Raw genomic sequence first — 13,632 nt, 5'->3', positions numbered from 1 at the left:
CCTTCTCTTACTGCCGGCGGCTCACGAGCCCAGGAACTGCCCCGTCAAGCTGCGTTCGTCTTCGCTTGTCGGGTGCGGCGCCTGCTGCGGCAGACGCCAGGGGAGGGTAACGCGGAAGGTGCTGCCATGCCCCAGTTGGCTCTCAAAAGTGATTTCTCCACCGAGCAACTTGCATAGCTCCTTCACGATGGAAAGTCCGAGGCCGGTGCCTGAGAATTCGCGTGTCAGTCCGTCGCCATCGAGCACCGTGCGGCTTTGGCGGAACTTCTCGAAAATCACCCCTTGATCCTCTTCGGCGATTCCAATTCCGGTGTCAGAGACAGCCAAGCAGAAACGTCCTTGGTCCTCATCCGGCTTTCTTTCTGTCGTAGCTAAATCGTCCAGCGTCACCGTGATCATGCCCCCTTCCGGAGTGAATTTGATCGCGTTGCTCAGCAAATTAGTGAGGATTTGACCGATTTTCCCCTGATCTTGCTCGGCCAGCGGCAGCGACTGGGCACACTGCACGGTCAAGCTGATGTTTTTATCGTCAGACAGGCCCCGCACCATATCGACTTGAGACTGGAGCAGGGAGAGCAGGTTGAACGTTGAGCGGCGGACTTCCATCTTGCCTGCCTCGACCTTGGCCAAATCGAGAATGTCGTTAATCATCTCCAGCAGCACCCGCCCGCTGCGTTGAATATTGGCGGCGTAACGGCGCTGTTTATCGGTCAGCGACTCAATGCCTTGCAAGACATCCGAAAAGCCAATGATGCTGTTCAGGGGCGTCCGTAATTCGTGACTCATGTTGGCCAGGAAGTCACTTTTCAGCCGATTCGCCTCGTACAGTTGCAAGTTCAATTGAGCGAGTTGGTCGACGCGCTGATCGAGTTCACGATTCACTTCGCTGATCTTATCCTGGGTTTCGATCAAGTGTCTCAACATGCGGTTAAACGCGTCGGCCAATTCGCGGAATTCATCCTCGGTTTCGATCGTTGCCCGTAGCTCGGTCTCACCCCGGCTGATCGCGTCGCTGACATCGCGAAGGTGGTAGAGCGGCTGCAGCACTAGGTAGCGGACGATGGCGTGCAGCACGAACAGCCCCACGGCAATAATCATCATGGCAATCGCGATCAGCAACGCGCGAATTTGCGTGTTCGCATCGTAAGTTGGCTGATAGGGCATGCTGATCTTCAGCACCCGGAAGGGATACTTCTCGGCAATCGTCTCTGGATCAGCCTCAGCCAACGAAATTGGTGGCTCACCAACGCGAGAATGGCACCGCATGCAACGGTCGTTAAATACTATTGGCTTATAGAAAATATAGCGATCACCAATCGGCCCCCGTTCAATAAATTGGGGCTGGGCGTTGACCGAGACTTGGGAAAAAACCTCCGCCTCGTCGACTTCGAATTCGCCGTCCCAATTAATCGATTTGTCTTGCGCAACCGTGGTCAGCCACTGCTCAAATCCGAGATGAAGGCGGGTCAAAATCGCCTCCTCCGTCACATCCAGCCCTTCGTTGTTCGGGGGAGGCAAGCGGTCAAACTCGAGCTCTCGATCAAGTGCCAAAATCTGCACTTCACTCGACTCATTCAACAGCAACGGCATCAGGCTTTCGAGCACTGTTTCAATTTGGTTGACTTCCGCCGGGTCCCGACCAAACTGATACTCCCGCTTGACGTGCGTTAGTGCCAAGTGCGAGTGCCCGTATTCCGAGGCAATCTGACGAGTCTGATTGAGCACCAGTTTGCCCGCCAAAACCTGCAAAATCCAAAATGCGCCGAACATCAACAACAGCAGCGCTGAGCCGAAGAACAGCAAGCACTTGCGTTCCAGGCTCATCGAGGCGAACACGTTCTGCAGAAATCGCAGCATGCGTGAACCTTGAACCGACAGCGTCAGCCGTGGGCGTTTTCGAGGGTGGGGAAAGTTTGCCAGCCGGTCGAGCATCGCGGTGAACGCTGAACGATCAGCGAATGCTCGGGCAGCGCTGAAATTATGGCATGAATTGACTCGCAACCCAACCTCAGTATCGCCAGCATCCTCAGGATCGCCATATTCTAGGCAAGCAGTAGGAGTCACTTGATCACTAAACTCCAGGACTTTCCTGATTTAGCCAGAGATTTCGCCGAAGATCTTCTTCGTGGCAATCCTTTTGCTTGCGACCGCTGGACCGCAGAATTAAGGTGGACGAACGGTTCTCCTGTAACTTTCCCTATCCGCCCATCAATTCAAGGGTCGGAGGAACGCAAACCAACATGACTCGGAAAACACGTTACTGCCTTCGCGTGGCACTGGTTGCTTCATTGACCAGCACGATGACCGTCAGCCCCGCATTGGCGGGCAGACTGTTCAAGCGCCTTGGCTGCAAGCCTGCACCAAGTTGCTGTGTCCCCATGTGCCCCACCATCCCTGCCTGCCCCCCCGTTACCAGCTGCCCACCGATCACCGTCTGTGAGCCCCTCTGTTGCGACACGATGCCGTTGAGCGGCCACGTTGTCGTGGAGCAGCCTGTCCAGCAAGCAGAACCTTCGCCGGTCGATCCACCGATTGAACCGCAACCCACACCCGTGGAACTCGAAACCCCCACTGAGCCTGAGGTAGCAGCCGAGCCTGAGGTAGCAGCCGAGCCTGAGGTCGCAGCCGAGCCTGAGGTCGCAGCGGAGCCTGAGGTCGCAGCGGAGCCTGAGGTCGCAGCCGAGCCGGAAGCCACTTCTCCCAGTGATAACCTGCCGGCCGACGCTCCTGAGGCCATCGTTGCGCCACCTGGTGAGGAACCGGCTGCTGAAGAACCAGTCGTACCCTCACCATTCGATCCAGAGCCAGCAACCGAACCCGCGGCTGAAGAACCAACCGACTTGTTTGGCGATGAGCCGGCTGCTGAACCTGCTGCTGAAGAACCGACCGATTTGTTCGGCGATGAACCGGCTGCCGAGCCAACACCAGCTGCTGAAGAGCCGATCGACTTGTTTGGCGATGAGCCAGCTGCCGAGCCAGCACCGGCGGAAGAGCCGGCTGCCGACGATCCACTGAATCTGTTCGGAGAGGAACCGACCCCCGCCCAGCCAGCTGGCGAGGAACCTCTTGACCTGTTCGGTGAGGAACCAGCTGCAGAGCCACCGGCTGGTGAAGAGCCCATCGATCTGTTTGGGGAAGAACCAGCGGGCGACGAGCCAGCAGCCGGGGACGGCTTGTTCGACGACATTCTCGGCGGTGATCAGCCAGCTCCTCCGAGCGAAACTGGCAATGACCTGGGCAATGACATTTTCGGTGGCGATCAGCCCGCGGCCGATCCCGCACCAGCCCCGGCAGATGACAGTTTCGACGATATCTTCGGCGATCCCGCCCCTGCCGGTGATGCACCTGCCGCTGATGGCGGCGAAGGTAACGGGTTGTTTGACGAGCCGGCCGCCGACGGTGGAGATGAGGGTGGTTTATTCGGTGAACCGCTCAACCCCACCTCGCTCGACGAAGAAAAGCCCGCAGATGCGGCTCCCCAAAACGGTGAGTCCAATATTTTTGATGAACTGTTCGGGAAACGCGGCACCAGCGAAGCTGCGGAACTGACTGCCCAGCAAGTCGCTCCCGCTGCTGTCTCGGTTGCCGCCAGCAGCGATCGCATTTCGCCGCTCGATGCTACCGAGTCGCGTCTTTGGATTGACAACACCGGACACTTCTCCACAGAGGGACGTTTGATTTTTGTCGGTGAGACTTATGTTCGCCTGCTCAAAACAAATGGACGGACCTGTACCGTTGAATTTGACCGGTTGAGCGCCTCGGACGCGGAATACGTAGCCGAGCTTCGGCAAGCGATGGCGAACGCCGCGGCTTTGGTGTCAGTCCAGAAGTAAACCAACCCCGCTCCGCTCGCTGTCAACTGACGGCGAACCGCCGGAAATTCTCAACGCGGTTTATCCCTCAATCATGGATATTCCGCGTTTTTTCATTCACAGCTGCTAGGAAGAAAATTTGACTGCCGAAATTCGCTTGATGCACTACGATCCGCGGTGGCCTCAAGAGTTCGAACAAACTCGCTCAAACCTGCTGGGCAGCTGCGAAGGTTGGGTGACAGACGTGTGGCACGTGGGCAGCACCGCCATCTCCGGACTGATCGCGCGGCCGGTCATCGATTCCGTTGCTATCCTGTCAGACCCCAGCGGATGGAAACACGCCACGGAGTTAATCGAAGGACTTAACTTTGCCGTGCAACCGGCCACAGCGGCCGCCCCTTGGCACTCCACCGGTTGCCTGCTGAGCAAGCCTCGCCGCGGCGCTGAAACTCACCACGTCTACCTGTTTCTAGCCGGTGATCCAACCGCCGAAAAAATGTTGCGGACACGCGACTGGTTGCGAGCAAACCGCGAAGCTGCAATCGCATTTGAGGAAGCAAAGGTCGCCAAATGGCGTTGCTCCGATGGTGATGCCGAGGCCTACGCACAGTTCAAGCACGACTTTTTCGCTAAACTCAAATAGCCCCAGCCGCGAACCAGCCCCGACTGTGAACCCAATTGAGCTGCCCGCTCAGCGATAAGGATGCCTTGGCAGATAGAGATCCAAGGTTTCGTCACTGAAAGTGCGAAATTTAATTCCATGCCGCCACATCAGAAAATAAGCGGCAAAGGGATCGTCGCTGCTACCCGCTTGTCGGTAAATCGGCCACATCAAATAATCGCGGAGAAACCCATCGCAGGCAATGAAATAATAAGCCGTTCGCAATGCCTCAACCGCTTGGCAAGCTGATTGCAATTGCTCGGTTAACTCGCTTTGCAAACGATTTAGCTCATTGAGCAACGCGGATCGCTCGTTCTCGCTGCGAGGATGCTTGGGCGGCTTGCCTTCCAGCACCCTGATCGTCACTCCTGAAGCCAACAACTCTTGTAGCTTCGTTTTGCCTTGACCCGCAGCGACTGCAGCCAAAGCCTGCAACCAATCTTGGCAAACGACCTCCGCGTAATCGGCTTCAATCTCTGCAGGCTCGCGGACAATAAAATAGGCGTCCAATCCACCGCTCGGACGGGCCGGATCGCCTGCCACCTGATAGACCTGGCGGAGACGTCCAATTAAGTCCTCGGCCGCTGCGACATCTTCGAGCAACACGTCGACCTGCTGACCATCCGGGCGAAAGCGTTGGAAGAGTCCAATCAAGTCGGATGGCTCTAGCGACGCGGCTGCCGGGTATCCAGCCAACTCAACACAACGCGTCATCATCTGTCGGCCAGTCATCGGCTCTGTCATTTAAAAGTGCTCTGAAAAGAAGGGAAAACCACATCTCCGCAGTGCGCCGCTGCGGCCAAAGGGACAATTACCGGCCTTCGGAAAGCCGCATTGCCAGCTGTCTAGGAAGAAAAAATATTTTTTTTTCGCTTGTGGTGCAGAGGGTTTGGCGAGCAATTTTCGTGGTTCGCCTCGTCGGCCAGCTGTCAAAAAAGCGGTTTTTTATCGGGCAAATCACGGTTTTCCCAGTAACGAATCGGAGGGAATTACACATTTGACCGTACCAGACCGGCAAGGGACACGCGATATTTGCGATTCGTTCCCGGTTTTGGCGTTGGAAAGCGCCGTTCTAGGCGATAGAATACAGCTCGAGGCCGCGAATTACGCCCAACCTATTGGCCTCGAATGGGCGAACGTTAAGAGCTTTTTGAGAAGTAGAAGTAATGGCTGAAGGTACGATCAAGCGTTTGACGGACAAGGGTTTCGGTTTCATTGATACCGGAAACGGTCCAGACCTGTTCTTCCACCTGTCGAACTTAGATGGAGTTCGATACGAGGAGTTGCGGGAAGGACAGCAGGTGACTTACGAGCCGGGTCAAGGACCAAAAGGTCCGCGAGCCGAAAATGTTCGCCCTGTCTGATTAAGACGTTCGGCTTGATAGCTCAATCCGAACCGATTTTGGTTGGTTGATACCTCAAGCCTTCGTTAGTAAAAATGTGAACCCGGTGGGATTTTTTCCACCGGGTTCTTTTTTTGTCCCAATCGATCTTATCTCGCTCCCTTTCATCGTGCTATCTATCGACCCGTTCGTGTTCGGCCAGGGGCCTGACGAACCCGTGCCGTGATTTCTCTTTTTGCGGCGTTTTCGATCCCACTAGCAACGAGGAAGGTGATCATGCGACGTCTCGCCATAGTAATGCTGCTCACGCTCACCGCATGCGCGCACGCGTCGGTTCATTCAGCAGCCGCAACCTTACCAGCCGCACTGCCGCCAGCTGCCGCTCAACAAGAAACTAAGGAGATTGTCGATTATCGCCTTACCAGCTGGAAAACAGTCCATTCCAAAGATGCCAAAGACGCTGAAAAAATGATCGCAACGCTCAAGCAACTGAAGTGCGAAGTCAAAACTAGCGAACACGGCGATCACATTGACATCACTTACCAATGCCCAAAATGGAAAAGGATGTCACTGAAAGATCACAAGACGGCGCATCAATGGGAGGCTTGGCTGAAGAAATACGGATTCGAGACCAAGCATACCCACTAATGTTCGACCACCGCCACTTGAAAGCAGCCCGACGCGGTGATTGCGATTCGCAGCGGTAGGCCGAACAGAGTCGATAGCCGTTCACCCGTAATTGCCTCGCCGGGCGGGCCGGCAAAAGTAATTTGCCCCTGATCCAACAACAAGACGTCTTGTATCTCCGGCACCACTTCTTCGATGTGATGCGTCACTAATACCAGCGTCAATCCGGCAATCTTGGTAACCTGCCTTAGGATTCCCACCACTTGATGACGGGCGGCAATGTCCAGGCCGGTCGTTGGTTCATCGAGCACTAACACTTCCGGGCGATGGACGAGCGCGCGGGCGATCATCACCCGCCGTCGCTCACCGGTCGACAAGGTGGCCACGATCCGCCCCCGCAAGTGCTCCGCAGCGACCCGTTGCAGAGCAGCCGTCACTTGCTTTAGCACCTCGGCGGTCAGTCGCACGCCGAACTCAGCCAACTCCGTCGCGGTAAATCCGCTGGCAACTGCCTCTTCAACTCGCATCCTGCCCGTTCGACCAGCCGAAAAACTGCCGTCAAGACTGGCCGAAACCACCCCCATCCGCTGTCGCAACTCGGCCACTTGCCAATCGCTGCGGCCAAGGATTTCGACTTCTCCCTGTTCGCCGCTCGTTTCCACCGACGGATAGTAGTGACGCGTCAGCAGCCGTAACAAAGAGGTTTTGCCAGCTCCGTTGGGCCCCAACACGGCGGTGTGCCGACCTTGAGCAATCGTCAAATCGATTCGCCGCAATATCTGCTGCTCCTCCCGCTCCACTGATACTCCCGTCAACCGTATAAGTGGTAGTTTCATTCTCTCTCACTGCCTGACATCGGTGCGGAAAATAGTTTTTGATACCCTCCTCGATAACGCTTCATAGCAATGCCGAATGTAGGCGGAACGGATTCCACTGCAAAGCATGGCTTGACAGTCCGTTTGACACTATCATCAGTTAGCGGATTTCAATGGGCTCACTGGATGACCGTTACGCGGCCAGAAATAGCGATGCGAATATTATGTGTGCTGCTGGGACTTGTGAGCGGTTTTTGTGCAGGGGAGGAACCAAGTAAGTTTCCCCCCGGCGCCGAAGCTGACATTCTGCGGATCGAAGCCAAACGCACCGACGCCACCATCATAATCGATGGCAAATTGGACGAAGCGGCTTGGCGCAATGTCGCTTGGTCACCCCCTTTTGTCGATTTAATCTCTGGCCAACCAACGCGTCATGCCACTCGAGTTCGCCTGCTATGGGATGCTGACTATCTGTACGTCGCCTATGACGTCGCGGAACCAAATGTGCAGGCCAAATTTACCCAGCGGGACAGCCCGATCTATCAAGAAAATGACGTGGAACTGATCGTCGCTGGTGAAGACGCTTTTTACGAATTTGAAATCAATGCCCTGGGGACGATCTACGAAGGGCTATTCGTATGGCAAAGCAATTATGAATTTTCCGGGATTGCCAAATTACCGCAACTCGATAAGACACGCCCCGAAGTCAAATGGCAACCATTCACTGGCGTTAGCTTCCAATCCCATCCGCGCGGAGCTCGCTGGGCATTCTTAGCTTGGGATGTCCCCGCCGCGCAGACAGCCGTGCAAGTCAACGGAGCGCTCCATGACGACTCAGATCAAGACCACGGATGGACTGTCGAGCTCGCCTCCCCCTGGAAAAGCTTCTCAGTTCTAAACATGTCCAAGCCTCGCAGCCTACCGCCCCAACCGGGCGACGTTTGGCGAATCGATTTCTCCAGGTTCAATCAATACAAAGCCCCCGCTCCCGCAAAAGACTCCGGAGGCTGGGCGCTCAGCCACCATGGTGTCGGGGATTCACATATTCCAGAGTGCTTTCCTTGTGTCACATTTGTGGCGGAATGAACAGGATGAAAACCTTTACGCCATTTCAATACGTACTTCTCACCGCCTTCACGCTCGCCAGCCTGCAAACCATGGCGGCCGAACGTTGGGACCCAACCAAGCTGGCGGACTTCCCCGAGCCCCCGCCACCTCTCAAGTTGGTAGAGGCATTTCCACACTTGGAAATTCCCAAGCTGATTGCCCTCAATCGCATTCCCAATACCGACCAATTAAACCGCCCCTTGCCATGCGCCGAAGGGATCAATCCGGACAACGCTATTTCCCAGTTGGCAAAGCTAAATTCCAGCGGTCTGCTGCGCGATGTAAAACCAGACCAAGACTTTAGCGAGCTGCCCAGCTTGGCAAACCCCTATCATGCGAATGCCGATTTAACAACCCGAGTCCGCTCCTACTTGCACGTCAATTGCGCTGACTGCCATGTCGACGCTGGAGGTGGCAATGCAAAAATTGTCCTGGATAACTATACCAAGCTGGACAATATGGCACTGCTCAACCAACCACCGTTACATACAAACCTGCAGATCGAACAGGCCAGGCTAATTGCGATTGGCAAGCCTAGTCACTCGGTCCTACTTGCCCGCATGGCTCGCCGAGGCCTCAGTCAAATGCCGCCACTTGCGACAAATCGGGTGGACCAACGAGCTGTCCAGCTAATCCAGGAATGGATCGAATCGTTGCGGGCAGAGTAGGGGATTGGCTCTCGTAGCTTCCCTATTAAAACGCCCCCGCAACCTGTCGGGCTTGCTCGATGACCGCGGCTTCAGTCTTGGCAACCTCCTCCGGTGCCGCCAAAGTCGGCTCCACGATGAGCGAACGTACGTCGCTAAACCCAATAAAACCAAGCAGCAAGTCCATGTAGCCTTTTTGCAAGTCCATGCCCCGCGCCGCATCATTGTTGTACGCGCCACCGCGAGCATAAATCACCGCTACCGGTTTCCCAGTTACGAGGCCGCTGTAGCCAGTGGCAGGATCGAAACTAAATGTTTGCCCGGGCTGGGCCAGCACATCAATGTAGTGCTTGAGCTTATAGGGAATGCCAAAATTCCACATCGGTAAACTAAAAAGGTACTTGTCGGCAGCTTTAAACTCGTCGCAAACATCAACCACCGCTTGCCATGCCGCCTGCTGGTTGGCGTCGAAACTTTGGCCATGCAGAACCTGGTATTTTGCGTCGATGGTATAGCCGTCAATCTCAGGCAACACCTTGTCCCAAAGATCGAGCGTCACCACTTCGTCCCCAGGATGCTGCTGCTGATAGCTCTCGATAAATGCCTTCGCCACGGCGATGGATTTCGAGCGTGCCTTACGGGGCGAAGATTCGATGTATAGTAACTGGGCCATGAAATACTCCTGAGGTGAGGAAAAAAGAACTACCGTGACACTGCGAACGCCTACCTGGTCCGCTTCCGCTTTCAGGCGGGCTTTTTGTTTACATGTAAAGTAAAAAATAAAAAGGAGACTGGTTATGCTTGCATTCCAGCCCGAGCGGTTTGCAAGATTCGGATCAGCGTTTTGAGATCGCTCTTGGAAACGTCCGCCAACAGCGAAGTATGCAGCTCGAGGACTGGCGCATCGAGTTTTGTAAGTAAACGAACAGCCGCTGGTGTCAAGGCAATTTCAAATACTCTACGATCGTGGGCCGCTTGGGTTTTGGTAATGAGCTTCATTGTTAACAACTGATCAACAACGCGAGTGATCGCGGGCGCAACCTGAATCATTCGCTCCGCCACCTCCAAGCAGGGCAACGGCTGGCCTGCCCCTCGCAGAATCCTTAACACGTTGTACTGGCTCGACGTTAACCCATGCTCGCGCAGCAGGCGGGCAAAGCGATTTTCCAGCAAGTCGCTGGTTCGCATCACCGCGAGCGTTGCTTCTTGCTCGACCGAATCAAATGGCCCCCGCTTCTTCAATTCGTCTTGAAGGGTCCGTGCCATCAGTTTCCCCCAACCCGTTAAACGCAACGCTGTCCACCCGGCTGCTTTTAATTTACATGTAAAGTATCGTCCAGGCAAGTGAAGGAATGTGAATTTCTTTTTTTTCCGCTGCCTTGGGCCCGCCTTTGACTCGCGTTGAGCTACGAGCTTGCGGAAAATCGACGTCGTCTCTCGGATCGCGAAAGCAGAGTGTTGACTCACTCTTTGCCTCTCGGCATCGTTAGCGGCGGTGCGGCAGCCCCCAGCTTTCCTAGCTGCTTCTCGTATTCGAGCTGAGCTAGATTTGCCAACCGGGCATCTAGATTTTTCTGCGCCAATTGGTAATAGAACCGCGTCCAGTGAGGATCTCCCAGCTCTGCGGCGCGTCGCCCCATTCGTACCAGTTTCTTGCCAAGTTCGTTGGGATCGGCACCTGCCACTGGCCTGCTTTCCGCGGCGATGGTGTTCGCTCCGAGCTCGTTCGCTCGCATTCCCGGCAAGCCGACAGGCTGGCCCTTCGGCAGTCCGTCACCGGAACGCCGCTGTTGCAGGAACTCTGCGGGCGTTCCTCCCAGGACAGCGCGATCCCATTGGGCGTGGTCGATCACGTAGGCGCTTGCGTGGGCGCTGGACATTGACCGTAACGAACTTGTGTTCAGCCCTGGAAAGCCCGATCGGTAGCGATTCGTTCGATCACCGGCTCGGCCAAAGCCGCCCAGGTAGGCGTCGCCCGCATCAGGCACCATGACGCTGCCTGAGTAAGAAAAATTATGAAAGCTGGGCAACTGCACGGTCGTCCCCGGCATTTGCCCTTTTGCCGGCACTGCAATCAGCAAGCTGGCAACGATCCACCACCAGCTTTTCCCGCCGAGCCTAATTCCTTCCTGCCCGAAGCTCCGAAAGTGAAACCTGTAGATCCTTGCTGCCCAGCGACTTGATGATTTCATCGGTAATAACCCTGCTGGAGAAATCGTGCGACAGCGAGTCTTGCGACATGTTCGTGCGTCACGCGCTCGCCACCTGCTCCCAACACTACACTCGCGACATCAAGTATAGCATTTCGCTGCAGATCTGTGCGGCCCGCTCGTCGTAACGCTGCGACTCCAGGTCGCTGTCATCGGCGACCTTGGGATCTTCGTACCGAATTGGCGTGCGAAGATCGCAACCCATCACCAACGGACACGTCTCGTCCGCTTGCGAGCAAGTCATTACCGCACAATAATCCGAATTTGGATTGGGTGGTGCATCATAAACCTTGGAAAAACAAATCTGCGGGGTGGATGCGGGTGCTGCGGAGACTGCGTAACGTGGATTCGTCGCGGCAACGTCGTCCGCCGTGATTCTCAGGCCACACCGCTGCATGGCTGCGACTGCCCGCGGGTTAAATGCCGTTGCCTCAGTCCCGCCGGAGAATGTCTCCACGCCATCCAGGCCATAGTAGTCAGCAGCAACTCGGGCCCAAATCTGCGACAGGTGGCTCCTTCGCGAGTTGTGAGTGCAAATAAATGTCAATTTTGCCGGCTCAGATTTGGCCACGCGGTCGCGAATATAATCCGCGATCTTTCCCAGTGCCAGCTTGCGATCTTCGGAGATCAACTCGAAAGCCGACATGCGTTCGCCCAAGTAACGCAGCAAATCGGGATAAAGCAGTTCCACAGAGGAAGCGGGTTGCTTTGCAGTCATCTCATGCCTTTCTCGTTCACTGAATGATAGATGCATCGCCATCAACGAACGGAACTCCGCCGCTCGATCTGCCACCGCAGCGCGATCGTCATGTCAACTCGGTATAGCATCTTGATCCCAATTTCGGAACCCTTTATACTTGCACGTTGACGCAACTATGCATTGAAAGGATGCCCGAGTATGAAACCTCAAGAAGCCTCGAAATGCTGTGGCCCCATCGATGACCTGCTTGACGCGGGGCTTTTTAAAGCACTCGGCGACCCGACGCGACTCAAGCTATTTTCTTGCTTGGCAAAGTGCGGTCGCCCCTGCTCTGTCACTGAATTGACCGAATGTTGCGCGGTCGATTTTTCCGTAGTGTCGCGTCATTTGGGGGTGCTTGAAAAGGCCGGCCTGCTCTCCGCCACCAAGCAGGGCCGCACGGTGCTGTATGCGGTGCGCTACAAGCACCTCACAGAAGCCTTTCGCTCGCTGGCAAAAGCGATTGAGGGCTTGCGTCCCAAACGGGTTAGCACGCGAACGTAGCACGTCTTGACTCGCGATAAAAATTAACCCATTTGCTCTGCCTTGAAAAAAGGCATCCCACTCAACGAGTTTCCTTATGAGCCAAGCTGAACAGCCCGCGATCAGCTTCTTTGAAAAAAACCTCACCTACTGGGTTGTCCTCTGCATGCTTGTTGGCGTGCTGCTGGGAAAATTTGCCCCGGCAGTCCCCGCTTTATTGGCCAATTACGAATATGCAAATGTTTCGCTTCCCATTGCCGTGCTGATTTGGTTAATGATCTATCCCATGATGATGAAGGTTGATTTTGCCAGCATCAAAACCGTGGGCGACAGTCCCACCGGGCTCCTGGTGACCTGGGGAGTGAATTGGCTGATCAAACCCTTCACAATGTTTGGCATCACCGCCTTTTTCTTCTACGTTGTCTTCAAACCTTGGATTCCACACGAACTGGCCAAGGATTACTTGGCGGGCGCCGTCCTGCTGGGGGCCGCGCCATGCACGGCGATGGTCTTCGTGTGGAGTCACTTGACTGGCGGCAATCCGGCTTACACTGTTGTTCAAGTGGCTACGAATGACTTGATTATCCTGATCGCCTTCACACCCATCGTGGCTTTTCTGCTTGGCATCGGCGGGATCGCCATTCCCTGGTTAACGCTTATCATTTCCGTGGTGCTGTTCGTTGTTGTGCCATTAGTGGCCGGGAGCCTAACCAGGAGCATCGTCATCCACTTGAAGGGCGAGCCATATTTTCAGAACGTGTTTATCTCAAAGTTCAATAACATCACGATCGCCGGGCTGTTGCTGACACTAGTGTTAATTTTCTCCTTCCAGGGGGAAATCATACTCAATAATCCACTGCACATTCTGTTCATTGCCATCCCATTGATCATTCAGACGGTGTTGATCTTCTTTTTGGCGTACGGAACTTGTTACAAGCTCCATTGCCAGCATGACATCGCAGCCCCCGCTGGCATGATCGGAGCCTCCAACTTTTTTGAACTGGCTGTCGCCGTCGCTATCACCCTGTTTGGTGCATCATCACCAGTCGTGCTGGCAACGATTGTGGGCGTGCTAGTCGAAGTCCCCGTGATGCTGGCTCTCGTCGCTTATGCCAACCGGACCCGCGGCTGGTTTACTCGCTTCGAGCAAACTCGCCACAGTTAAATTCAGTACCGATCGCAAACCAT

General features: G+C 55.2%; 15 protein-coding genes. 8 read left to right on the top strand and 7 right to left on the bottom strand.

Features of this window, described 5'->3' with window-relative positions; translation table 11 throughout:
• Window positions 1-21: 21 nt before the first annotated feature.
• Window positions 22-2,064: an ATP-binding protein gene (locus tag SH139x_RS26090; RefSeq protein WP_488352671.1), complete on the bottom strand. Its 2,043-nt coding sequence runs from the start codon at window positions 2,062-2,064 to the stop codon at window positions 22-24.
• 314 nt (window positions 2,065-2,378) lie between these two features.
• Between SH139x_RS26090 and SH139x_RS26085 the strand changes: the two genes are divergently transcribed.
• A complete protein-coding gene (locus SH139x_RS26085) occupies window positions 2,379-3,833 on the top strand; it encodes an SHD1 domain-containing protein (RefSeq protein ID WP_488352670.1) in 1,455 nt (484 codons plus the stop codon).
• Window positions 3,834-3,951: 118 nt separating this feature from the next.
• Complete coding sequence (locus SH139x_RS26080; RefSeq protein ID WP_488352669.1) at window positions 3,952-4,455, top strand: GrpB family protein; 504 nt, start codon at window positions 3,952-3,954, stop codon at window positions 4,453-4,455.
• A gap of 48 nt (window positions 4,456-4,503) precedes the next feature.
• Here SH139x_RS26080 and SH139x_RS26075 read toward each other — a convergent pair whose 3' ends face one another.
• Window positions 4,504-5,217, bottom strand: a complete 714-nt coding sequence (locus SH139x_RS26075; protein ID WP_488352668.1) for an apolipoprotein acyltransferase — start codon at window positions 5,215-5,217, stop codon at window positions 4,504-4,506.
• Window positions 5,218-5,639: 422 nt separating this feature from the next.
• On the opposite strand from SH139x_RS26075, the gene SH139x_RS26070 reads away from it, so the two are divergent.
• Complete coding sequence (locus SH139x_RS26070) at window positions 5,640-5,837, top strand: cold-shock protein (protein WP_488352667.1); 198 nt, start codon at window positions 5,640-5,642, stop codon at window positions 5,835-5,837.
• Window positions 5,838-6,092: 255 nt separating this feature from the next.
• Window positions 6,093-6,464 carry a hypothetical protein gene (locus tag SH139x_RS26065; protein ID WP_488352666.1) on the top strand — a complete coding sequence of 124 codons (372 nt, stop codon included), beginning with the start codon at window positions 6,093-6,095 and terminating at the stop codon, window positions 6,462-6,464.
• Here the strand turns inward: SH139x_RS26065 and SH139x_RS26060 are convergent.
• Window positions 6,461-7,279, bottom strand: coding sequence for an ABC transporter ATP-binding protein (locus tag SH139x_RS26060; protein WP_488352665.1), 819 nt, complete (start codon window positions 7,277-7,279; stop codon window positions 6,461-6,463). The two genes, SH139x_RS26065 and SH139x_RS26060, sit on opposite strands and share 4 nt — an antisense overlap.
• A gap of 192 nt (window positions 7,280-7,471) precedes the next feature.
• Here SH139x_RS26060 and SH139x_RS26055 point away from each other — a divergent pair, with 192 nt between their 5' ends.
• Window positions 7,472-8,344: a carbohydrate-binding family 9-like protein gene (locus SH139x_RS26055; RefSeq protein WP_488352664.1), complete on the top strand. Its 873-nt coding sequence runs from the start codon at window positions 7,472-7,474 to the stop codon at window positions 8,342-8,344.
• 5 nt (window positions 8,345-8,349) lie between these two features.
• Window positions 8,350-9,033, top strand: coding sequence for a hypothetical protein (locus SH139x_RS26050; RefSeq protein ID WP_488352663.1), 684 nt, complete (start codon window positions 8,350-8,352; stop codon window positions 9,031-9,033).
• A gap of 25 nt (window positions 9,034-9,058) precedes the next feature.
• Here the strand turns inward: SH139x_RS26050 and SH139x_RS26045 are convergent, their stop codons facing one another.
• The 4 genes from SH139x_RS26045 to SH139x_RS26030 all read right to left on the bottom strand — a co-directional run bounded on the left by SH139x_RS26045 (window position 9,059) and on the right by SH139x_RS26030 (window position 11,940).
• A complete protein-coding gene (locus tag SH139x_RS26045; RefSeq protein ID WP_488352662.1) occupies window positions 9,059-9,685 on the bottom strand; it encodes an FMN-dependent NADH-azoreductase in 627 nt (208 codons plus the stop codon).
• A gap of 122 nt (window positions 9,686-9,807) precedes the next feature.
• Window positions 9,808-10,278, bottom strand: coding sequence for a MarR family winged helix-turn-helix transcriptional regulator (locus SH139x_RS26040; RefSeq protein WP_488352661.1), 471 nt, complete (start codon window positions 10,276-10,278; stop codon window positions 9,808-9,810).
• Between the two features lie 197 nt (window positions 10,279-10,475).
• Window positions 10,476-11,204 carry a hypothetical protein gene (locus SH139x_RS26035; RefSeq protein ID WP_488352660.1) on the bottom strand — a complete coding sequence of 243 codons (729 nt, stop codon included), beginning with the start codon at window positions 11,202-11,204 and terminating at the stop codon, window positions 10,476-10,478.
• An 85-nt stretch (window positions 11,205-11,289) separates the two neighbouring features.
• Window positions 11,290-11,940, bottom strand: coding sequence for an arsenate reductase/protein-tyrosine-phosphatase family protein (locus SH139x_RS26030; protein ID WP_488352659.1), 651 nt, complete (start codon window positions 11,938-11,940; stop codon window positions 11,290-11,292).
• Window positions 11,941-12,120: 180 nt separating this feature from the next.
• On the opposite strand from SH139x_RS26030, the gene SH139x_RS26025 reads away from it, so the two are divergent.
• On the top strand, window positions 12,121-12,465 hold the full coding sequence (locus SH139x_RS26025; RefSeq protein WP_488352658.1) for an ArsR/SmtB family transcription factor: 345 nt from the start codon (window positions 12,121-12,123) through the stop codon (window positions 12,463-12,465).
• A 76-nt stretch (window positions 12,466-12,541) separates the two neighbouring features.
• Complete coding sequence (gene arsB, locus SH139x_RS26020) at window positions 12,542-13,609, top strand: ACR3 family arsenite efflux transporter (protein WP_488352657.1); 1,068 nt, start codon at window positions 12,542-12,544, stop codon at window positions 13,607-13,609.
• Window positions 13,610-13,632: the final 23 nt, after the last annotated feature.

The sequence above is a fragment of the Kothea flammea genome, assembly GCF_052161645.1.
In the GTDB taxonomy this organism is placed as follows: Bacteria; Planctomycetota; Planctomycetia; order Pirellulales; family Pirellulaceae; genus Laterigemmans.
The sequence above is the reverse complement of the archived record's forward strand: the minus strand, read 5'-3'. Positions and strand labels throughout refer to the sequence as shown.